Source organism: Bifidobacterium sp. ESL0690, assembly GCF_029392315.1.
GTDB lineage: Bacteria > Actinomycetota > Actinomycetes > Actinomycetales > Bifidobacteriaceae > Bifidobacterium.
Map to the genome: position 1 here is coordinate 1930205 of NZ_CP113939.1, position 22923 is coordinate 1953127.

At 57.2% G+C, this 22923-nt stretch carries 17 protein-coding genes and 1 pseudogene; 2 read left to right on the forward strand and 16 right to left on the reverse strand.

What is annotated here, in order from left to right; genetic code table 11:
• Positions 1 to 601 precede the first annotated feature (601 nt).
• The gene (locus tag OZX62_RS07725; protein WP_277175627.1) at positions 602 to 3358 is read right to left on the reverse strand and encodes a heavy metal translocating P-type ATPase; all 2757 of its coding nucleotides are present in this window, start codon (positions 3356 to 3358) and stop codon (positions 602 to 604) included.
• Positions 3359 to 3511: 153 nt separating this feature from the next.
• The gene (locus OZX62_RS07730) at positions 3512 to 3904 is read right to left on the reverse strand and encodes a cupredoxin domain-containing protein (protein ID WP_277175628.1); all 393 of its coding nucleotides are present in this window, start codon (positions 3902 to 3904) and stop codon (positions 3512 to 3514) included.
• A 405-nt stretch (positions 3905 to 4309) separates the two neighbouring features.
• On the opposite strand from OZX62_RS07730, the gene OZX62_RS07735 reads away from it, so the two are divergent.
• Both OZX62_RS07735 and OZX62_RS07740 read left to right on the forward strand, forming a co-directional pair.
• Complete coding sequence (locus OZX62_RS07735; RefSeq protein WP_277177076.1) at positions 4310 to 4561, forward strand: metal-sensitive transcriptional regulator; 252 nt, start codon at positions 4310 to 4312, stop codon at positions 4559 to 4561.
• Positions 4562 to 4678: 117 nt separating this feature from the next.
• Complete coding sequence (locus OZX62_RS07740; protein ID WP_277175629.1) at positions 4679 to 6604, forward strand: PfkB family carbohydrate kinase; 1926 nt, start codon at positions 4679 to 4681, stop codon at positions 6602 to 6604.
• A gap of 203 nt (positions 6605 to 6807) precedes the next feature.
• Here OZX62_RS07740 and OZX62_RS07745 read toward each other — a convergent pair whose 3' ends face one another.
• The 14 genes and pseudogenes from OZX62_RS07745 to OZX62_RS07805 all read right to left on the reverse strand — a co-directional run bounded on the left by OZX62_RS07745 (position 6808) and on the right by OZX62_RS07805 (position 22711).
• Complete coding sequence (locus OZX62_RS07745) at positions 6808 to 7788, reverse strand: nucleoside hydrolase (RefSeq protein WP_277175630.1); 981 nt, start codon at positions 7786 to 7788, stop codon at positions 6808 to 6810.
• A gap of 193 nt (positions 7789 to 7981) precedes the next feature.
• Positions 7982 to 9190: an iron-containing alcohol dehydrogenase gene (locus tag OZX62_RS07750; protein WP_277175631.1), complete on the reverse strand. Its 1209-nt coding sequence runs from the start codon at positions 9188 to 9190 to the stop codon at positions 7982 to 7984.
• Between the two features lie 3 nt (positions 9191 to 9193).
• Positions 9194 to 9868: an HAD hydrolase-like protein gene (locus OZX62_RS07755; RefSeq protein WP_277175632.1), complete on the reverse strand. Its 675-nt coding sequence runs from the start codon at positions 9866 to 9868 to the stop codon at positions 9194 to 9196.
• A gap of 30 nt (positions 9869 to 9898) precedes the next feature.
• On the reverse strand, positions 9899 to 10882 hold the full coding sequence (locus OZX62_RS07760) for a sugar kinase (protein WP_277175633.1): 984 nt from the start codon (positions 10880 to 10882) through the stop codon (positions 9899 to 9901).
• Positions 10875 to 11576: a phosphoribosylanthranilate isomerase gene (locus OZX62_RS07765; protein ID WP_277175634.1), complete on the reverse strand. Its 702-nt coding sequence runs from the start codon at positions 11574 to 11576 to the stop codon at positions 10875 to 10877. Before OZX62_RS07765 ends, OZX62_RS07760 begins: the two co-directional genes overlap by 8 nt.
• A 242-nt stretch (positions 11577 to 11818) precedes the next feature.
• Entirely contained in the window at positions 11819 to 13261 is a 1443-nt protein-coding gene (locus tag OZX62_RS07770) for an MFS transporter (RefSeq protein ID WP_277175635.1), read from the reverse strand.
• Positions 13262 to 13295: 34 nt separating this feature from the next.
• A complete protein-coding gene (locus OZX62_RS07775) occupies positions 13296 to 14231 on the reverse strand; it encodes a nucleoside hydrolase (RefSeq protein ID WP_277175636.1) in 936 nt (311 codons plus the stop codon).
• A 3-nt stretch (positions 14232 to 14234) separates the two neighbouring features.
• Entirely contained in the window at positions 14235 to 15155 is a 921-nt protein-coding gene (locus tag OZX62_RS07780) for a ribokinase (protein WP_277175637.1), read from the reverse strand.
• Positions 15156 to 15237: 82 nt separating this feature from the next.
• Positions 15238 to 16056: an ATP-binding cassette domain-containing protein gene (locus OZX62_RS07785; protein WP_277175638.1), complete on the reverse strand. Its 819-nt coding sequence runs from the start codon at positions 16054 to 16056 to the stop codon at positions 15238 to 15240.
• Positions 16053 to 16904, reverse strand: a complete 852-nt coding sequence (locus OZX62_RS07790) for an ATP-binding cassette domain-containing protein (RefSeq protein WP_277175639.1) — start codon at positions 16902 to 16904, stop codon at positions 16053 to 16055. The genes OZX62_RS07785 and OZX62_RS07790 overlap by 4 nt, the downstream gene beginning before the upstream one ends.
• On the reverse strand, positions 16901 to 17731 hold the full coding sequence (locus OZX62_RS10005) for an energy-coupling factor transporter transmembrane component T (protein WP_348519311.1): 831 nt from the start codon (positions 17729 to 17731) through the stop codon (positions 16901 to 16903). Before OZX62_RS10005 ends, OZX62_RS07790 begins: the two co-directional genes overlap by 4 nt.
• A gap of 123 nt (positions 17732 to 17854) precedes the next feature.
• Positions 17855 to 18466 (reverse strand): annotated as a pseudogene (locus tag OZX62_RS10010) (ECF transporter S component); the annotation flags it as partial.
• A gap of 359 nt (positions 18467 to 18825) precedes the next feature.
• A complete protein-coding gene (locus OZX62_RS07800; protein ID WP_277177077.1) occupies positions 18826 to 20841 on the reverse strand; it encodes an ABC transporter ATP-binding protein in 2016 nt (671 codons plus the stop codon).
• Between the two features lie 76 nt (positions 20842 to 20917).
• Positions 20918 to 22711, reverse strand: coding sequence for an ABC transporter ATP-binding protein (locus OZX62_RS07805; protein ID WP_277177078.1), 1794 nt, complete (start codon positions 22709 to 22711; stop codon positions 20918 to 20920).
• Between the last annotated feature and the right edge of the window lie 212 nt (positions 22712 to 22923).

Genomic DNA, 22923 nt, shown 5'->3' on the forward strand with positions numbered 1-22923 from the left:
CTCATCTCTCCTTTTGCTTGTATGCGGATATGCCTGCCGGCTCGCGGCACGGCGCTGTTGCACGTCATTGTCGACAAGACCAGTCAGATACATCCGACAGGTTACGTCAAACCTTCCATGTCGTTTCGGTAATCACATCAGCGTCACTGCTTTATCACCAATGTGATTATCAATATCGGCACGAGAAACCCCAACAATTACAACGAAAACGGCTGTTTTCTGCTGAATATCTTCAAATAACTATCAACGCAGGCCGATTAACAAAAACCTGTTATAATATCTATTAGAAGGTTTGACTTCTCAAGTCACAAGAAATATGGTACACGTTCCAAATAGCTTTTGAGACATTTCGTTAATATTTAGTCTCAAAACAACTTATTCCGCGGATTTCCCGGCGTGTCGCGCCTTAAAAGGCGACATTGCGTCGCAATCGAGGAGTTACAAATAAAGCGGATTACACTGACTCATGGTTACTAAAAATACTGCGTATTCCCTTGGCTTTTGATAATCACGCGTTGATGCAAGCACCTAAAACGAAAAGGCTGTGGCCGTCCACAATCGGAACGGCCACAGCCTTAAATCTTCGAAGATTACTTCGACGTCACGCCGCGTACTTGGCGGGGTCGGCGGCGAAGGACTTCGCGCAGTTGTCGCTGCAGAAGTAGTAGGTCTTGCCGTTGTATTCCTGGCTGCCGGCGGCTGTCTTCGGGTCGATCATCATGCCGCAGACCGGGTCCTTGACGGTGCTGGCGCTACCGCTCATGTTCATATCCATAGTGGTTCCTTCTTTCGCTTTCGCGGGTTGGTTGTTCTTTTGCGGCGTATCTTCAGACGCGCCAACAGATTGGGTGGTCACCTTGCGACCGTCGAATGACAAGGCGGGGATGGAAGTCGAGTCTGCCGAAACGGGCTGAGAGGGCGATGCTGAGGAAGCAGATGTAACCGACGGGCGGGCTGACGTGGAAGGCCGAGCCGAAGCTGACGGACGGGACGAAACTCGTGACGTGCCGTCGGCCTGTGAACCGGTCGAAGACTTGTCCTTCGAGCCTTCGCCATCAGTCGTCACAGCACCTTTGAGCTCGACGTGGCGTTCGTGGAGCTTGAAGGTGAAACGACGCGGCTTGACCGTGGCCGGGTTGAACGAACGCAAGCGGTTCGCATTCAGGACCACGGAAAGCGAAGAGAACGCCATCGCGGCGCCGGCAATCATGGGGTTAAGCATGATGTGCCAGAGCGGGTAGAGGATACCGGCGGCAACCGGGATGCCGATGCCGTTGTAGCCGAAGGCGAAGCCGAGGTTCTGCTTGATGTTGCGCATGGCCGCACGCGACAGATCAATGGCGGTCACCAAGCCGGTGAGACTTCCGGAGACCAGCGTGATGTCAGAGGACTCGATGGCCACGTCGGTACCGGTGCCGATGGCGAAGCCGACATCGGCGGCCGCGAGCGCCGGAGCATCGTTGATGCCGTCGCCGACCATCCCGACCATGTGGCCCTCGTTCTGCAGCCGCACGATTTCCTCGGCCTTGCGTTCGGGACGCACGCCTGCGATGACGCGGTCGACGCCGACTTCGTTGGCCATCGCCGTTGCCGTCGTCTTGTTGTCGCCGGTCAGCATGACCACCTGAAGCCCACGCTCACGCAGCGCGGCGATAGCCTTGGCCGAATCCGGCTTGACAGTATCCGCCACCGCCAGCACGGCGACCAACTTGCCATCGACAGCAGCCAGAATCGGGGTCTTGCCTTTTTGAGCGTAATCGGCAAACAACTTTTCAACATGGTTGGATTGCGAATGGGCATCATGCCCGAATCCAGTTTTATCAGAATCTGATACCTTCGCCTTTTTACCGTTTTCGGCAGCAGCAAGATTTTCGCTGTCACCATTCGCAGGCGACGATTCTGAAGTACTGATATTGCGGCTTTTCATCAGTCCGGCATTGCCAACAATGACATTGTGGCCGGCGACTTTCGCCACTACCCCGCTGCCAGGAACGGCTTCAAACGAATCTGCCGCAGGCACGGTCAGTTTGCGTTGCTCAGCGCCTTTGACGATGGCTTGCGCAAGCGGATGCTCGGAAACCTGCTCGGCCCCAGCAATTAGCGAGAGCAGATTGTCCCGTTGCTTTTGCGTATTCGCCTTGTCGCTGTCGTCTTTGCTCGCAGCATCACCGACCCAACCGATGTCGGTCAGTTCCGGCTTGCCACGAGTGATGGTTCCGGTTTTGTCGAGCACAACGGTATCGACATCACGCGCGGTCTGCAGCGCTTCGGCCGAACGGATGAGCACGCCGTAACGCGCGGCCTTGCCAGTGGAAATAGTCACTGAAAGCGGAGTGGCGATACCCAACGCGCACGGGCAGGCGATGACCAGCACGGCCACGGCCGAAACGAGACCATACAAACCTTGCGGCGCGGGACCGAAGACCCACCAGATGACGAATGTCCAAATGGCAATAAGGATGACGCCCGGCACGAAATAGCCGGAAATCTTGTCGGCGAGTTTCTGAATCGGTGCCTTCGAGGTCTGGGCCGTGCGCACGAGCTTGATGATCTGCGCGAGCACCGTATCTCGCCCGACCTTCGTAGCACGATATCGTAAGGTTCCGTTGCCATTGATGGTCGCGCCGGTGACGGTATCGCCAACACCTTTGGCAACCGGGATGGATTCGCCGGTAATCATGGATTCGTCGATGGAAGTCTGGCCGGAAATCACTTTGCCGTCGACCGGAAGCTGCTCCCCCGGCTTAATGACGACGATATCGCCGACCTCAACCTGATCGGCGTTGATGTCGAGTTCCTTGCCGTCGCGCACAACATGGGCGGTTTTCGGCGTCAAATTAATCAGCGCGCGAATCGATTCGCCTGTGCCCAAACGTGCGTGCGCCTCAAGCAACTGCCCCAGCAGCATCAACGTAATAATGGTGCCGACGGATTCGAAATATGGCTCGCGCGCGCTCGGCGGCAGAATACCCGGCATCACGGTGACCACGACGCTATACGTGTAGGACGCGGCGGTTCCCAGCGCCACCAACGAGTTCATTTCGGGAGCGCGGTGAATCAGTGCCAGCCAGCCGGTGCGGTGAATCGGCCAGCCGGAATAAAACATGACCGGTGTGATGAAGACGAACTCGACCCAGGGGTTGGTAAAGAAATCGATGACACCCATGGGGATGAACGCCTTGAGCCACATGTGGAACATGGCAAAGACAAAGACGGGAATCGTCAGGACCGCGGCGACGATAAGCCTGCGGTCGAGTGCCTTGATCTCGGCCTTGCGCACCGCGTCCGGGTCATCTTCCTGGGCTTGCCCGTTGGCTGCGACAGATTGCTTCGCCGCCCGCTTGCTGACTTGACTCATTGCTTGCTCCGTATCGTTTCTCGCCTCGTTTGGCGGTATTGTTTTTGCCGTTTCGACTTTTCTTGTGTTGAATACGATTCCATCACGCTGTATCTGCGAGCCCGATACGCCTACCTAATTACTCAGAATATCGAGGACACGTAAAACCTAAACTTATTCCTTGCTTTTCGCGCCTTTCGGCAACACATGCACCATGCCGTGCAGCATGTTCATTCCGCAGGCATACGGCAGATCACCGGGCTTCGTCGGCGTGAATTCGACATCGGTGGTCTTGAACGGCGGCAGTGTCTGGTCGATGCCGAGGTCGCTGAAGATGACGTGAGACGAGCATTCGCCATCCTCCTGACGGTCGAATTGCAGGCGGACCGGCGAACCGGCCTCCACGTCGATTTCGGCGGGCGTATAGCCGCCTTTGACCACGATTCGGGCGGTCTGCAACGCGCCTTCACGGCTGGCCTGAGCCGCTTTCCGGGGCGCGAAAAAGTACCAGATAATCGCCACGCTTACTATCAGCGCCACCAGAATCACCGCGATGTTGCCAACCATATTCCCCCGCAATCCGCTTCCGGAATCCCTTCCGGCCGCTTCGATGTATTCAACTGTAACTAAAACTTACAATACCCCCCTAGGGTATATGATGTCAATATATTCAGCCGAGCATTGCAATGCATGATACACGAAAGTAATGCAAGAACAAGCGGAAAGAGAACAACGATGGAATCCACTGCACACAACGGAAACAAGCATCCAGACAAAGCGACAAATGAAGCCAAAAACCACAAATCCGGGCAAGCAACCGTCAACACGGCTCCAGCAGCCATGCAAAACAAAACCACCTGCGCTCATTGCAACGAGCAATCCCACAATAATCCGCAGACTTCCGAACCTTCTGAGCCTTCAGTCCCTTCCGAGAAATGCCCCCACGTCGGCTACGTCCACGACAAGAAAAAGCTGGTCACCCGCCTGCGTCGCATCGAAGGGCAGGTGCGGGCCATTACCGCCATGGTCGAAAACGACACCTATTGCATCGATATCCTGACCCAAATCGCCGCCTCGAACAGCGCCTTGAAATCGGTGGCACTTCTGCTACTCGACGATCACCTCAACAGCTGCGTGGCCACGGCCGCAGCCAAAGGCGGGCCGGTCGCCGATGAGAAGATGGACGAGGCCATTGCCGCCATCACACGATTGGTGAAGTCCTAAACCCTAGAATCCGTATTCGTAAGCCACTATTTATATCAGCCGCGAGAGCGCCGACACGGCCTCTTTTTAGACAAGTTACAATGATGCTATACGGCTAAGGAGCAGCAGGGAGCATCAGTGAACATCAAAGACATCGCGCGTATCGCCAAAGTCTCGCCATCGACTGTCTCGAAAATCGTCAACGGCAGAGACGACGCCATCAGCGACAAAACCCGCGAAAAAGTCCTGCGGCTCGTGCGCCAATACCACTACCGGCCATATTCCACTCAGGCGACCCATGCCAAGCACTGGGTCATCGGAGTGCTCCTGCGCTCTTCGATCTCTTTCGACACCACGCTCGACGGCATTCTGGAAACCGCGCAGGCACAAGGATATTCGGTTATCGTCTTCGACGGCTTCAACGACGAAAAACAGGAACTCAAAAACATCAACGCGGTGTGCGGCCAGGATGTGGACGGCATCATCTGGGAACCGGTGAATGAAAACAGCCTGAAGCTCAAAGGTCATTTCGACGACAACTCGATTCCCGTCATCACCATCGGCCCCTTCGGCGGCGACAAAACGCTATTGATGCCTTACGAAGAGGCGGCGTACAAACTTACCGGCGAGCTCATCGACCGCGGACACCGCAAAATCGGATGCCTGATGATCAAAGGCCGCCGCACCAAAGCATTCCTCGACGGCTTCAAACGCAGCCTCTATGAGCACGACATATCGTATGACGATTCATTGGTCTACTACGATCTGGACAAGTCGATTCTGACGAAAATCGGCAGTCACGGCCTCACGGGCTTTGTCAGTTCACATTATCGCAAGGCGCTCGAATTCAGCCGTTTGATGGATTCGTTCCACTATAAAATCCCCGCCGACGTATCGTTGGTTTCCATCAAAAACGACACGAACGAGATATTCAATTACCCCACCAATACCAATATCTCCACCTATACCATCAAAAACGCCTATTTCGGAAGCTATATCTGCCAAAAACTCATTGCCAGCATGGAGCAGACTGAGCCGCAGCTTTCCTCCCTGCAACAGGATTTCCACCTCGACAACACCGAGAGCATCGCCGCACCGTCCCAGGGCACCAAACGCAAGATTCTGGTGGTGGGCGACTTGAGCATCGACACCTATTTGTCGGTTCCCCAACTTCCCAGCGAGGGAACCACGACCATCTCGCAGACCACTTCCCGCAGGCCTGGTGGCAACGGCATCAACCAGGCCATCGGCGCCGCGAAGCTCGGGCACGAAGTCGCGTTGATCGGCAATGTCGGTTCCGACAACGAATCGGACTACCTTTTCGAGGCCATGAACCGTTCAAACATCGATACCTCGGGCGTGCGCAGAACCCACGACGCCAACACCGGGAAATCATATATTTTCGTCAGCCCAGACGGCGACTCGATGATTTCGGTGATATCCGGGGCCAACGCGACGTTGAACGGGCGTTGCATACACGATAACGAGCGGCTGTTCGACAATGCCGCCTATTGCCTCATTCAATCCGAAATACCCGCTGATGCCATGATCGCCGCCGCCGACCTGGCGAACGCGCATGGAGCCAAAGTCATTTTCAAGCTTTCCTCCGGCAGCGACCTGCCCAATGAGCTGCTCGCCAAAACCGACATCATCATCCTCAACACCTACGAGCTCGACATTCTGCAGCCAGGAAAAGCAACGATACGGGCAAAGGCCCAAAACCTTCGGACGCAGGGCGCAAAATGCGTCATCGTCACCCAAGGCGCTGACGGCTGCTACCTGCTCGACGAGACGACGCAACGCCATTACGACGCGGCACCTTTCCAATCAGTGGACACCACTGGCGCAGGCGACGCCTTTGTCAGCGCCCTGGCCTCGTACCTGCTTTACGGCTATGAACTGAGCGAGGCGGTGGCCATCGCCACGTACGCCGCCGGTTTTTCCACCACACGTCAGGGCGTGATCGACTCGTTGATCGACAGATTCACCCTGGATTCCTTTATCGAGCGCGTCCAACAGGAAAACCGGCAGGGAAAAGAGCGGGAAAACGAGAAAGCGGCTTAATTTTTAGCCTGATTTTAACCCGGTTCCCGGCCTGATTTCTTCCTTCGATTGAAACGGCTGTTTGGCCCAATATGCCGCATACCTGAAATCAGAAATATGTAAGAGTATATAAAAATGTGCCCTGATTCCCTTTCAATATCAAGGAATCAGGGCATATTCCAATAACATATCGGCTTCGGCGAAGCCTCAGTTACATGCTCGCTTCAGTTGTAGTTGCGCAGCGTGGTGTAAAGCAGATCCATGAAGCCCGGGAAATCCAGCTCCAGTGCGGCTTCGGCGTTGGGAGCCTCGCCTCGGAAGTCCATCTGCGGCTCGCGCTCCAAGTCGACCGCCGGATCAACGCCACGCAGATGACGGTAATCGCACACCGTCATGCCACGGGTCAGCTTCCCGTCGAGCTCGACGTCGATATGCATCTGAGCGGACTTGATCAGGTTCGGGTCAATCACCCAGGCGGCGGCGCACGCGTCATGGATGGTGGCGCCGGTCAGGTGGGTTTCGTCCTCACAGGTTTCCAGGAAGTAATCGGCCAGATCGGCGGCGAAGTTGGCGGCCTTGGTGCCAATCTCGCGGAACTTGGCGATATGCTTTTCGGTGACGCAGCATTGGCGGGTGAGGTTGATGCCGGTCATCTTGACGTGCAGACCGGAATTGAAGACGCGGTAGGCGGCTTCGGGGTCCACGTAGATGTTGAACTCGGCCGCCGGCGTCCAGTTGCCGAAGGTCACCGAACCGCCCATGATGCAGATTTCCTTGACCCTCTCGACCAGACGTGGCTCGCGGTTGAGGGCCGCGGCGATATTGGTCAGCGGGCCGGTGGCGATCAGCGTGACGTCGTCGGTGCTCATCACGGTGTCGACGATGAAATCGACGGCAAACTTGTCTTGCGGCTTGTGCGTGGGCTCCGGCAGCACCGGGCCGTCCAGTCCGGTCTCGCCATGGAACTGAGGTGCGGTGACCAGCGGGGCCACCAGCGGACGCTCGTGGCCAGGATAGACGCCGATCTCATCGGCCTTGCCCAGAACCTCAAGGGTCTTGATGGCGTTGCGTGTCACGTTCTCCAGCGTGCAGTTGCCGCCGATGGTGGTGATGCCCAGCACGTCGAGGTTCTGCACTGCCAGCATGATGGCGAACGCGTCATCATGACCCGGGTCGCAGTCAAGAATCACTTTTTTCTTGCTCATATTGTTTGCTCCTTGGTATTTCCTGCATCATCGCTTGATGCACGTTGCTTATTACTTACTATTCACGCCACGAACCTTCGTTCGCAGCCCATGCCGCACACCGATACCGGCAATGCGGCAAGTCTTAAATCCAACTTTTTGACGGAAATGATGGCGGAACAGATCGTCGCAATCCATTCCGCCACCAAACCGGCTACTTCCAGAACGAAGCCGCATCGGCGCGATGGAAGGCATCGCGGTAGATCTGACGGCAATCGTCCCTGTTCAGACGTGCGACGGCCCCGATGGTGTGGTCCGGCCCGTAGAACTCGATGTTGTCGAGCATCTGCTCCACGCCGTCGGTCGGCACCTGGTAGTCATCGAACGAAATCGGCATCCCGAGGGAGACGAAGAAGCGCTGCGTGGCCTCGATGCCCCTGCGGGCCAAGACCATGGCGTCCATCGTCTCGTCGTGCAATCCGAACACTTCCTGGGCATAGCGGGCAAAACGACGCGGGTTCTTCTTGCACGCGGTATTCATCCAGGCTCCCATCATGATCGAAAGCGTCGCGCCATGAGGTGTGTCATACAAAGCGCTCAGCTCGTTGCCGAGCAGGTGGGTCGACCAATCCTGTTCTCGACCGATGCCAAGAGTGTTGTTCTGTGCGACGGTGGCCGTCCACATGATCTGGGCGCGGTACTCATAGTTGGAGAGATCGGCGAGGCACTGCGGCCCGACTTGGGTCAGCGTGCGCAGCGCACCTTCGGCCATGCGGTCGATGACGCCGAAATCGTCATTGTCGGTGAAATACCGCTCGCAGATATGCGAGAACATGTCGACGATGCCGCAGGCTGTGGGGAAAGCCGGAACGGAAGCGGTCAGGGCCGGGTTCATGAACGCCAGCACCGGGCGGATCACCGGTACGCTGACGAGAAGCTTCATGTGCTCGTCTTCGTTGTTGACCACCGTGACCTGGCTGGATTCGCTGCCGGAAGCCGGGTTGGTGAGCACGGCTGCCACGGGAAGCGTCTTTTCGACCTTTCTCTTGCCGGTAAAGAAATCCCAGACATCCCCGTCGTTGGCGACGCCGAGGGCTATCGCCTTGCCGGAATCGATCGCACTGCCGCCGCCAATCGCCACGACCGCGTCGACCTTGTTTTCCCGAGCAAAATCAATCGCCTTGCGCACTGTGTTCAGTCGAGGATTGGGCTGGACACCGACGAATTCGACGAACCCGATCCCAACGGCCTTGAGGCTCGCTTTGATCGTGTCGACCAGTTGCGTCAGATATGCCCCGCCGTCGTGGTGAAGCAAGACGGTATGCACCCCACCGAGCGCCGCCAGTTCCTCCCCCACTTTGGTTTCCGCATCGTGACCGAAGACGAACTTCGTGTTGATGCATAATGTGAAATCCTGGAACATTGATTATTCCCTTTCTACTATTGACGCTATTGCCGCCACGTCGTCGGCGACATATTTCGGGGCTTGGCCAAGCAATTCGGCGGTGTCGCCATCGCCGTAGGTCACGGCCAAGGAATCGATTCCTTCAGCTTGCGCCGCCGCGATATCATGCCTGCTGTCCCCCACAGCCAAGGCATGCGCGGGGTCGGTGTGAAACCGATCGACCATCCGCCGCATCATCTCCTGCTTCGACATGCCGTCCGGCAAAGACGGATCCGAATCCACGGCAACCCAACCGTCGAAAAGATCAGCCCAACCTTTCGTGACAAGAATGCGTTCCAACGCCTCCAACGGCTTGTTGGTCACAATCGCGCCAAGCGTCCCGCGTCGATGGAGCCGGGTCAGCAATCCTTCCATGCCCGGATACATCACCGTCGCGTCGAAAGCGTTCAACGAACGGTAATGCCGCGTCACGTCGGCGTCGAAGGCAGCGAATCGCCCGGCACCTGGGAACGGACGCAAATGGGCGAATATATCAGTCATCGCAGCCGACAGATTACGCGGATCATTCCTGTATTCCTCCGGGACGATGGCCCCGCAACGCTTGGCGGCATACCCTATCGATTGCCACACGTCGGCGCTGCTGTCGGCAAGCGTGCCATCGAAATCCCAAAGAATCAGATCATAGCCTGACACCATTCGCCTTTCCTTTCGCCAGCACCGCAGGTCTCACGAGGCTTTACCCTCCTCGGCCACGGAGGCGTGCGTGGCCGCCATGAAGTCCTCCAATTGGGTAAGATTCGGCGTGCTTCTGGCTCCTTTGCGGGCCACTTTGTAGCCGGAAACGGCATTGCCGGCCTGCAAGGCACGTTGAAGATTCCTGCCGTTGAGCAAGGCCGCGATAAACCCTGCGTTGAACACGTCTCCGGCACCGATGGTGTCTTCGACCTCAACGTGGTATGCGGGGCTATCGATACGCTTGCCGTCGGTGAAGGCCACCGAACCGTGGCAGCCGTCGCGTGCCACCACAACCCTGCCATCGACGGCGAGGGCCGCAGCATTCGCTTGCCAATCCTGATCGCCGAGATAGGAGAATTCCTCCGGGCCTGAACCAAGCAGATAGGTCACGTAAGGCATGATCCGCTGCAAGGCTGCGGCAAAGCCCGGGTCGAGCACCCCGTCGTCAACGCGAAGGTTCAGATCGAGCGAAGTCGCGATGCCCCGCTCATGCGCCGCCTTCATGATGTCGATGATCGTCTGGCGTGCACTGGTGTCATAGGTCAGCATCATGCCGGAAGTGTGCAGCCAACGGGCCCCGTTGAAAGCGTTGAAATCGACTTTCGACTCGTCCAAAACGGTGAACGACCTGTCGACACGAGGCCAACCCCAAAGGTAGCGTTCTCCACGCTCGTCGACAAAAGCGAAAACCCCGACCGTATTCAACGACGCATCCACGACCAAGCCGGAATCGTCGACACCGGCGTCTTCAAAATCGCGCTGGATGAAGTGGCCGTATTGGTCATCACCGATGGTGCCGATAAAGGTGGTGTCCATTCCAAGACGCGAAAGCGCCACAGCCGTGTTCGCGCATGTGCCTCCGCCATGGATTTCCGGCTCGGGATATTTCACCCTGGTGCGTTCCTTGTTGAGAAAACGCGGGTACGGTACGATGATATCGGTGTTGGCGTCACCGGCAACAATCACATCATGCATTTTTCGCCGCTTCGATGAACGCCTTTACCTTGGCGGGATCCTTGCACCTGAGGGTGTCGGCACGCTCGTCGTCATAATTGGTCAGGCTGAAGGAATCGACACCATAGGGGTGTGTTTCCGCAATGGCTTGTGCCACGTTGCTGGCATCGAGCCCGCCTGCGATGATGCAGGGAACATCGGTGGATTCGACGATCTTCCTGTCAATCGCGCGGTCGTGCGTCACTCCGGTGGCGCCGATATCAGTGGCTTTGGCGATCTTGGTATCGATAAGGAAGAAATCGGAAACCGGCGAATAATCGCGCACGTAGTCCATCACCGGCTGCCCGTCCAACGGCACACCCGCCAGGACGGGAATGGCCTGCATGATCTTCAGCGACGGGAAACGGCGCTTGAGTTCGCGAATCTGATCGGGGTCGATGGCCTCGATATCTCCGGAAAGGTGAAGCACATCGGGCAATACCGCGCGAAGGTTATCGCTGATCTCATCGATGTCCTCGGCCACGGTCAGCCCGATACGTACCGCCTGCGGCTGGACGCCCTCAAAAATCTCTTTGGCCTGTGCACAATCAAGCTGGCCCGGCGTACGCTTGATCTTGCCATACGAAACGCCTATGTGTTCGCCGCCGTAGTCGATGACCATCCTGGCATCTTCCACGGTACGTATTCCATAAATCTGTGCAATTACATCAGCCATGTGTTTACTCTCCTATATGGTTTCTGATGAATGCGGGAATCGAAAGAGACCATACATCGTTGGATCTTTTCGATAAAAACCGGATTCCCGACTTCGTTATCGGACGACTGCTTAACCGTCATCGTCTTTGTTGGGTTTGTCGTTTACGGGTATATATGTGGGGCCACCACGGACCTCATCCATGATGGCCCCACGATAATCTGCCTTTACGGCTTATCTCAATGTCCTAGAAGGACGGCAACTCACTTCTCGTTGTCTGCACGGGAGTGGCTGTAGATCATCTTCATCGAGCAGACGAAGATGACGAGGGCCGCGAGAATGACCAGGCCGCCGATGATGAACACATTGGCGTACGAGGACGCAGCGCCCGCAGGGGTTCCCGCAATGCTGCCGCCGCCCATGGAGGTCTTGGCCATCATCTGGCCGAAGAGCGCCACGCCGATGGAGCCGGTGATGGCCTGGATCAGATCGTTGAAGCCCAGCGCACGTCCGGATTCCTCAGGCTCCACAGTCAACGTCGCGGTATCGACGATCGGCTGATAGAAGAAGGAAGTACCGAAGTAGTAGATGCACGGTGCCACAGCGAGCGCCCAGATCTTGCCGGCAGGAATCAGGAACGCGATGGCGATCAGGCCGCCGCCCATGCAGGCGAGAGCGAGGATGATCGAGGCCTTGCGGCCGATGCGCTGAATGATTGGGCCTGCGGCGAAGCCCATGATGGCGGCGAGGATGATCGACCAGACCAGCAGGTTGGAGACCTTGGAGGAGTCGATGCCGTAGACGTTCATGCCGATGTTGTTGACGCCGGCGTTCAGGGTGTAGCTGAAGAAGTAGCCGACGAAGATGACGGTCATGGTCACGGCGAATGCCGGGTTGGTGAGCATCTTCGGGGTGATGAACGGGCTCTTGGCCTTGTTGATGTAAATGACGAACGCCACGAGCGTGACGATGCAGGCAATGCCCCAGCCCCAGTTCATGTCGGTGAAGAACATGGTCACCGCGCCTGCGAACAGGCCGATGAGCGTGAAGCCGACACCGTCGATGTGGGCACCCTTGGCGTGCTGGTCAGGAAGGTTCTTGGCCAGAGCGGGCAGGAAGAAGACCGCGACGATGCCGATGCCGAAGAGCCAACGCCAATCGATCAGGGTCATGTAGCCGGCGAGGAAGACGCCCAGCGCGGCGGCGATACGGAAGACCGCGACGAACACGCCGTACCAGAGCACGCGCTTTCGCTTTTCGACGTACTTGGAGACCAGCACCAGGAAGATGGAGCCGGAGACCTGCCAGCCGATGGACTGCAGCACGCGAGCCGCGATGACAATCCAGATGCTGAAGGTGCCGAAGCAGCCCAATACCGAACCCAGGATGAAGACGATGGTGCCGAGGCAGACCATCTTCTTGAGCGACACGAAGTCGCCCAACGAACCGTAGATGACGCAGACGATGCCCAGCACGATGCCCGGGATCGAGGTGATCAACGGTGCCAGATTCGGCTGGCCCAGCTGCTTGCCGATGTTGACATAGATCATGCCGAACGCCTGCTGCTGCAGCACGCCGAGCGTGAACAATGCCAGAATAATCGGGATGGCGACCTTGGCCATCTTGTTCATTTTCTCGAACTCCGGGGTTCCCTCCTCAGGAACCGGTATTCCGTTGCTCTCATCCTTGACTGTTGTTTCAGTCATGTACTTTCCTTTCTCTTTCGAAAAGTATTCTTATTTATTTTTGTTCGCGTTCAACGGATGCGATTCGTTGGACGAAACGTTTACGGAACCGCTCGACGTCGACGTCCACGCAGACGGAGACGTTGCGGTTGTTGCTGATGATGCCGTCGAAGTCGACCACGGTGGCACCAATGGTGAGCGGGCTGGAGATCTCCACGTCCACGAAGGCGTCGCGCATGGTGAACATATCAGGCTCGACCATCGCCAGAGCGGCGGAGGGATCGTACATCTTGATGCCGTTTTCGATATGCCCGCCATCGTAGGAACGGAAGAGCGCGCCGATCATGACGCCGACTTCGCCGGTTTGCTCCATGCGTTCCAGATCGTCGACGACCAGGTGCGCCTTGCGCCCGATATCAAGCCCCACCATGGTGATGGGCAGGCCGGAACGGAAGACCATCTTGGCGGCTTCCGGGTCGACGGAGATGTTGAATTCACCGTAGACGCCGATGTTGCCACGGCTGGTGGAGCCGCCCATCATCACGATGCGCTCGACGTGTTCCTTGACTTCCGGGAACGTGGCGAACAGCAGCGCGATGTTAGTGAGCGGACCAAGCGTGAGGATGGTAACTGGCTCTTTGCTTTCCATCAAGACGCGACGCTCTTCCAAAACCGCGTTGTTGACGGTCAGAAGGGAAGTGTCGGGTTCCGGGAAATCGAACATGCCCATGCCGCCCTTGCCGTGCGCTTCGGTGGCGAACTGGTTGTCGCGCATCAACGGCGCCACGGCACCCTTGGCGACGGGAATCCTGCGGCCGAGGAAGGTCAGCAGTTTCAAGGCGTTGTTGGTGGTGTGCCCGATGCCGACATTGCCCGAAACCGAGGCGATGAGTTTGATATCGACGCTGGGCTCGTCAACCAGAAGGGTGATGGCGGCGGCGTCGTCGATGCCGGGATCAGTATCGATGATCAATGGTTTTCTGGTATTCATGTGTTATTCCTCCGTTGAAATAATCGGTGAAGATTGGAAACGCTCGACCTCGTCGGCCAGCGGTATTGAAGGGGCCGCACCGTGGCGAGAAACCGCAATCGCCGCAGCACGCGAGGCCCGATCAAGGCTTGTGGCGATGTCCTGTCCGGCCACCAGATTGGCCAGGACATAGCCAGTAAAGGTATCGCCCGCACCGGTGGTGTCGACCACGGGCACTCGATAGGCGCGCTGGCGGACGCGCTGGGTTCCCTTTCCATAACCGGAACCCCACGACCCTGAAGTAAGGATGGTGGCGGCGCTCGGGAACTTCTCGCACATCGCGTCCAGCAAGGCTTCCGGCGTACCGGTCTTGCCGGTTATCGCCTCCGCCTCGCCGCCGTTGAGAATAAAGCAATCGACCAGGCTCAAATCAACCTCATCCAAGAGCTTGTCGGCCGGCGAAGGGTTCATGGCCACTTTCATGCCACGTCGATGCGCCTGCTCAACGATATAGGGCAGTAGATTGGTCTCGTTCTGCACCAGCAGCCAGTCGCCCTTTTCGAATTTCTGGAGCACCTCATCGACGAACTCCTCGGTGAAGGCGCGGTTGGAGCCACTATAGAGGATGATGCAGTTGTCGCCATCCTGGTTGCGCTGGATGATCGCGTTACCGGTGCGCTCGCTGTCGCTTATCCTCACGTCGGTGATGTCGACCCCGGCCTTGCCAAGCAGGTCGCGCAGGAACACACCGTCTTGACCGATCAGCCCGGCGTGGCTGATTGACGCGCCGGCCTTGCCTGCCGCGATGGATTGGTTGAGCCCTTTGCCACCGGGATATCGGTTCAGAGCGCTTGAAGTGATCGTCTGTCCTTTGGTGACGAAATCGACGACATCATAGACAAAATCGATGTTCAATGAGCCAAAATTCAGAATTTTCATTGACATTCATTCCCCTTGTTTTTGTGTTTAGTCATGGTCGATTCCCCACCATGGCCGGCTATTTCTTGCTGTTGTTTTTGAACAGATTTCAAGAATTCTGCGCTGAACAGGCATCCTCGAGTCCCTCAACGAATTGCGGAACGGTAAAGACGGTTTCCTTGAGACCGACGCCTTGCGCCACCCTGGTGATTGGCGGCGGCGTGACGTAGGATTTGCGCAATACGTCGACTTGTGAGAACACCTCTTCAGGCGTGCCGTCGACGAGCACCTGCCCTTGGCACATCACGACGACGCGGTCGAAGTTGGCGACCACGAATTTCATATCGTGGCTGATGGCGATGCACATCTTGCCTTCGCGCTTGAGTTCCGCGATCAGGTCGTGCAGCCGCACATCTCCCGCGTAATCCTGCCCGCAGGTCGGTTCGTCGAAGACCACGGCGTCCGGATCCATCATCACCACCGCCCCGATGCCGCAGAATTTCTTCTCCGTGGGGCTCAGGTCGGCTGGATGGACGTCCAGCTTGTCCTTTAACCCGGTCAACGCCGCGACTTTGGCGATGCGACGCTCGATGGTCGCCTCGTCCATGCCGATATTCCTCGGGCCGAACGCGAACTCCTCGCGTACGGTTTCCAGGAAGAGCTGGTCGTCGGGATTCTGGAAAACGTAGCCCACTCGCTTGGACCATTCTGCCGTTGTGCGCTCGGAAATCTCGGTTCCGTCAATGGTCAACGAACCTTGCGTTGGACGAAGTATCCCGTTCAACTGCTTGGCGAGCGTCGTCTTTCCCGCGCCGTTCTGCCCGATGATGGCCACCGACTGGTCGCCTTCGAAGCTGAGGTTGATATCGCGGAGCGCCTGACGGTCGGACTGATAGCTATAGCCCACATTACGCAATTCGATTTTCATCGTCCAAGCACCTCCTTGGCCATCGCGAGGCTTTCGTCGTAGGTCATCGCGAGTTTTCCGTCACCCAAACCGCGCCGGTCAAGGCCTTTCGAGAGTTTGACGTAATCAGGAGTATCGATGCCGTAGCGTTCGATATCGGAAGTGGAGAATACTTCCCGTGGGCTTCCGGTGAGCCTGACCTGGCCGTGTTCCATCACCACGACGGTGTCGGCGTACTGCGCGACCCGTTCCATGTCGTGATCGACCATGATGACGGTGACCCCTGAGGCGTTGAGCTGCTTGACGATATCGAAGATCTCGGAGGCGCCGAGCGGGTCGAGCTGTGTGGTGCACTCGTCGAGCACGAGAATGTTGGGTTCCAGAATGAAGGTGGAACCGAACGCGACTCGCTGCACCTGCCCGCCGGAAAGTTCGAGCGGGTCGCGGTCGAGCAGGTCCTCGATATGCATCAGCTGCGAGACCAGTTTGACCCGGCGACGCATTTCATCGCGCGAGACGCCCCTGTTGCCCAAGCCATACGCAAGTTCCTCAGCGACGGTTCCCGAGGCATACGTGAGCTGGTTGAACGGATTCTGGAAGACCAGGCCGATATAGTTCGACAGATCGGCCACGCTCGCGTCAGCGGTATCCGCACCGTTGATGCGTACGCTGCCCTCGGTTTTGCCGGTGAAGTAGTGCGGGATAAGCCCGACCAATGCATTGCACAGCGTGGTTTTACCGGCACCGTTGGCTCCGACGACGCAGACGAACTCCCCTTCACGCACGATAAAGCTGACGTCCTTGATCGCCGGGACTTTGGCATCTTGATAAGTGAATGAATAATGTTCGACTTCAACAACAGTTTTCATCGCACACCTCCCCACGGATAGGTCACCGGAAGCGTTCCGGTATGGCCGAGAATCGAAAGGACAAAGATCACAGCGAAAGCAGCGATCAGCGACCACAACGCCACGGCGTCCTTGGACGTCCAGGAAACCTTGACATAGTTCGTGCGGCGCACACCCTTGATGCCGAAACCACGGGTTTCCAGCGTCATGCCGCGCTCTTGGGCATCGGTCAACGACGACATGACCACCGGGCCGATCAACGGCAGGAAGGCCTTGAAGCGCGAGACCAAACCACCGCCCGTGGAAAGCCCGCGCGCGCTTTGCGCCTGACGGATCACGGTCATCTTGCGCTGCATCTGCGGCACCACGTTCAGCGAGGCAAAAATCAGATAGCCAAGTTTGCTCGGGCAGCCGATCTGCGTCAAAGCCGCTACCAGCGAGCCGATATAGGTGGTCTTGTTGGCGATATAGAAGCTGCCAAGGAAGACCAGCACGGTCACCACGATTTTCGCCGCGTACAACACGCCCTGAAGACCGAGCTGAGCAAAGCCGAAATCGGCGATAACGGTGGTGTTCTTGGGGCTATAAAGGCCTTGGATGAACATCAGCATGATGGTCATCGGCAGGCCGAAGCCGAACATCAGCTTTGAGAACGGCTTGAGGCTACCGATACGCCATGCAAGAGCGAACAGCGCCGCCACGATGACCAGCCCCAAAGTGAAATCCGGCCAGATCAGCGCAGCAAGCCCGAAGAGCAAAACACCGAGGAACTTGACCAACGGATTGGCCTTGCCCATCGCTCCAGGCGCATCGTGCACCGCATCGGCTCGGCGCAAACGCTCTTCCATCTGAGCGTCGCTCGGCAAAGCATTGGCGTTGGTGCTGCCGCCATTCTTGCCCTTGCGTAAATCGGCGAGGATGGATTCGAGGTCGTAGCCGCGAGCCGCCACGTCGGCCTTGATCGGCTTGAAATTGGTGGTCTTGATATTGCCCGAGGCGTACTGGCTCATGAAACGACGCGGGATCTTGCCCACGACGATGGTAACGATGATCAGTGTGATGCCCTTGTCGATCAGATTCTCGAGCATCGACGAGGAAAAGACCGAGATGAGGATGTTCTTCCAGGCCACGGTAAGCGCCGCGGTGAGGATGGAAGTGCCATTGACGCCCGTGGCTCCGCCGTAGACGAAAACGGTAATCATGGAGGCGGTGACGGTGTTGACCGCAGAGCAGGCCAGCCAGATCAGCAGGATGCCCCACAGCTTCTTGAGCAGACCCGCCTTGACCATGAAGCCCACGACGAGGCCGCACAGCACGCTGGAAAGCGCGTAAGGCAGATAAACCGGGTTCGCAACAATTGCCAGGAAAACGTTGGTCAAGAGACCACACAGCGCTGCGACCCAAGGCCCGCTCAGGCAGGCAATGACCATGGTGCCGATCATGTCCATGAACAACGGCAGTTTCAGCGTCGAGCACAAGGTTCCGCCGATGAGGTTGATCCCGACAGCGATAGGAATCAAAACGAGGGATTTCGTGGAGAATTGAGAAATGATACTATGAAGCATCCTACGCCATAACGTCATTTTCATGCCACCTTTACCAATCTTTCATGACCGGCACAGCATCATTGCCAACAGCTATACCCGTTAAGAAACAATTTTCCTAAAACTCTTTCCTAAATAAACCTAATACGTCACACAAGTCGTGTCAAACCGACACACGTATGTGAATTGACCTACATTCGAACAGGCTCGATAGTAAGGCAATAGTTATTGGAAATCAAACCGTCTAATTATTATCACTGTAAGCAGATTATTAACTACCATCCATATCTTCTGATAAAAATTCGAGCCCTCATTTAAGCAAGATGCCCGCCATGGTCGTTGAACCATGACGGGCACCGAAAATCCCGGGAAACTTCTATCTGCTTTTGGTTATTGCGCTACTCCAGTTCGAGCTTGCCGGTGTAGAGCTGGTAGTACTCACCGTGCTGGGCGATGAGCTCGTCGTGCGTGCCGCGCTCGATGATGCGGCCATGGTCAAGCACCATGATGATGTCGGAGTTGCGCACGGTCGAAAGCCTGTGGGCGATGACGAAGACAGTACGGCCGTTCATCAGCGCGTCCATCCCTTGTTCCACGACTTCCTCGGTGCGGGTGTCGATGGAGCTGGTGGCTTCGTCCAGGATCATGGCAGGCGGGTCGGCCACGGCGGCGCGTGCGATGGAGATCAGCTGGCGCTGGCCTTGCGAAAGCCCGGATCCGTCACCCTGCAGCACGGTGTTGTAGCCCTGTGGCAGCATGCGGATGAAGCCATCGGCGTTGGTGCGCTTGGCGGCGTCGATGCATTCCTCGTCGGTGGCGTCGAGCTTGCCGTAGCGGATGTTGTCGAGCACCGTGCCGGTGAAGAGGTTGACGTCCTGCAGCACAATGCCGAGCGAACGACGCAAATCGGCCTTCTTGATGTTGTTGACATCGATGCCGTCGTAGAGGATCTGGCCTTCCTGCACGTCGTAGAAGCGGTTGATGAGGTTGGTGATGGTGGTCTTGCCTGCGCCGGTGGCGCCGACCAAAGCCATCTTCTGCCCTGGCTTGGCGAACCACGTGATGTCGTGCAAAACGACCTTGTCTGGATTGTATCCGAACGAAACATTGGTGAATCGCACATCACCGCGCAACAGCGTCAGGCGGCCGTCGGGCGAGGTGATCGCCTTTTCATGCGCCTTCAAGGCCACCTCGCGGGCCGAACCCTTGAGCTTCTTGGCGGCCTCGAGCGAACGTGTACCATCGTCGTCCGCTGCGCGCTTCCAAGCCCAGTGACCGGTCTCGCGGTCGGTTTCCGTCATCGTGCGACCGTCGGAGGCAAGCTCGACGCTGACCAAACGCACGGTGCCATTGTCGGATTCCACCGGTTCGTCGATCAGGTTGAAGATACGCGCCGCACCGGCGAGCGACATCATGATCATGTTGATCTGCGAGGAAATCTGGCTGATCGGGTTGATCAAAGCCTTGGAAAGTGTCAGGAACGAGACAATCATGCCCAATGTCAGCGTGCCGGACCCGGAGATGCCGAAGTTGAACCAGCCGTTGATGCCAGCAACGCCGCCAACGATGGCCAACAGCACGTAAAGCACGTTGCCCATGTTGCCGATAACCGGCATGGTGATGTTCGCGTAGATGTTCGCCTTGGAAGAGGCCTCGAAAAGTTCTTCGTTCTTCTTGTCGAAACGGGCCTGCGTGGCGTCCTCGTGATTGAAGACCTTGATGACCTTCTGCCCGTTGACGGATTCCTCGACGAACGCGTTGACGTCGCCGATCTTCTCCTGCTGGCTGACGAAGTAGCGACCGGAACGGCTGACGATCACCCGCACCAGAAGCATCATCAGCGCCACGAAGACGATGGTGAAGATGGTGAACGGCACGGAAAGCCAGAGCATCGCAAACAGCGCGGCCACCACAGAGGCACCGGAAATCAGGAGCTGCGGCAGGGCCTGAGAGACCATCTGACGCAAGGTGTCGGTGTCGTTGGTGTAGCGGCTCATCATGTCGCCGTGTTCATGGGTGTCGAAATAGCGGATCGGCAGCTTCTGCTGGTGCTCGAACATCTCGTCACGCACCGTCTTCAAGACGCCCTGCTCGATGCCGACGACCATATAGTTCCAGATGAACGAGGCGACCATACCCAGCGCGTAAATCGAGCCAACGATGATGGTCATACGGATGAGCGGACCCCAGTCGGGTGTCTGCGCGTGGATGAAGGGCATGATGCAGTTGTCGATCAGCGGCTGCAAGACGAACGAGGGCAGCGACTGGGTGCAGGCGCAAATCAGGATGCCGATAATGACGACAACGCATTGCCATCGATAGTGGAAGATATAGCCGAGCAACCGCTTGGTGGTGCCTTTCGGCGCTTTCTGCACCGCAGGCATACCGGACTTGCCGGACTTGTTCTTTTTCATCGCACCCTTGGCTTGGCTCGTGTCATTTTGAGCAGTTACGTCCTGCTCGTTGCTGTTCTTCGTAGTCATCGTTGCTTCACTCATTGTCATCATCCCCCTTGCCCTGGTTCTTCGTCTGGGATTCATAAATCGAACGGTATTCCTCGCATGTCTTCAACAGCTCGTCGTGCGTGCCGTGGTCGAGGATACGACCTTCCTCCATCACAATGATCTCGTCGGATTCCTGCACCGAAGCGAGCCTCTGGGCGATGATGATCTTCGTCGTGTCCGGGATCTCGGTGGAGAAAGCATTGCGAATCAGCTTGTCCGTCTTGGTGTCGACGGCGCTGGTGGAATCGTCGAGAATCAGAATCTTCGGCTTCTTCAACAGTGCTCGGGCGATGCACAGACGCTGCCTCTGCCCGCCGGAAACGTTGGAACCGCCTTCCTCGATATATGTGTCGTAACCCTTGGGGAACTCGCGGATGAACCCGTCGGCCTGAGCGAGCTTGCAGACGCGGACCACGTCCTCGTCGGTGGCGTCCGGGTTGCCCCAGCGAATGTTCTCGGCAATGGTGCCGGTGAAGAGGACGTTCTTCTGCAGCACCATGGCCACCGCGTCGCGCAGGGCGACCAAGTCGTAGTCGCGTACGTCGTGTCCGCCGACTTCCAACGATCCGGAACTGACGTCGTAAAGTCGCGGGATAAGCTGAACGAGGCTGGATTTGGACGAGCCGGTGCCGCCGACAATGCCGACGGTCTTGCCGGCCTTGATGTCGAGGTTGATATCTTCGAGTACCGGCCGTTCGCTCCCTTCGGAGTAGCGGAAGGTGACGTCGTTGAATTTGATGGAACCGTTCGGCACTTGCATGATCGGGTGGCTGTTGTCGCGCACGGTGCTCACTTCGTTCAGCACCTGGCAGATACGTTCGGCATCGGCGCGGGAGATGACGACCATGACCACAATCATCGAGACCATGTTCAGCGACATCAATATCTGCATGGCGTAGGTGACCAACGCGGTCAGGTCACCGGTGGTCAGACCGAGCAGCGGGTTGTTGTGCGAGGCGACGATCTGCTTGGTGCCCATCCACGAGATGACGAGCATCGCGCCGTAAATGCAGGTGTTCAGAATCGGCCAGTTGAAGGCCATGACGTGCTCGGCCTTGCAGTAAAGCTTGAAGATCCGCTCCGAAACACGGCCGAACTTGCGGTCCTCGTGCTCCTCGCGGTCGTAGGACTTGACTACGCGGATACCCTGAAGGTTCTCGTCGACGATGTTGTTCAGGTGGTCATACGTATGGAAGACTTTTTCGAAAATCGGATGAACCGAAAGCGCGAGCCCCGTCAAAGCCAGCCCGAGAATCGGGATAATAACCAAAAACACCATTGAAATCGAATGGCTGATTCTGAAGGAGAAAATCCATGCGACGATGACCATCATCGGGGCACGCACGGCCACGCGAATGATCATCTGGAAGGCGAACTGGATGTTGGTGACGTCGGTGGTCAGGCGGGTGATGATCGAACCGGTAGAGAACCGGTCGATATTGGTGAAACTGAAGGACTGCACCTTCTCGAAGAGATCGTGGCGCAGGTTCTTGGCGAAACCGGACGAGCCGATGGCCGCGTAACGCCCGGACATGAACCCGGCGAACAGTGAGACGACGGCGCAACCCAGAAGAATAATGCCGAATTTCCATATCGCCGGCATGGAGCCGCCGGAGACACCTTGGTCAATCAACTCGGCCATGATGGTGGGAATCACGATTTCGAGGACGCTTTCGACCATCACGAAAGCCGGAGCCAACAGGCTTTCGCGCTTGTATTCGCGCAGGCTGTGCAGCAACGTGCGTATCAGATGCTTGGGGTGTTCCTGATCCGTTGCCATCACCTGTGTATTCTGGGGAGCATCAAGTGCCTTGCTCATCCATTCCTCTTTCTTTTCTTGCTTTGACGCGAACCGCCGCTTCTCCCCCATGACTTTCGTCCCGCCCATGCCGATACGACGTGTAATGCAAAGCGCGTACCCGGCCAGAAGCGAGGGACTACTGAAGCCGACAGACTATATAACGCTATTACAAACCGGCTACAATATGGACC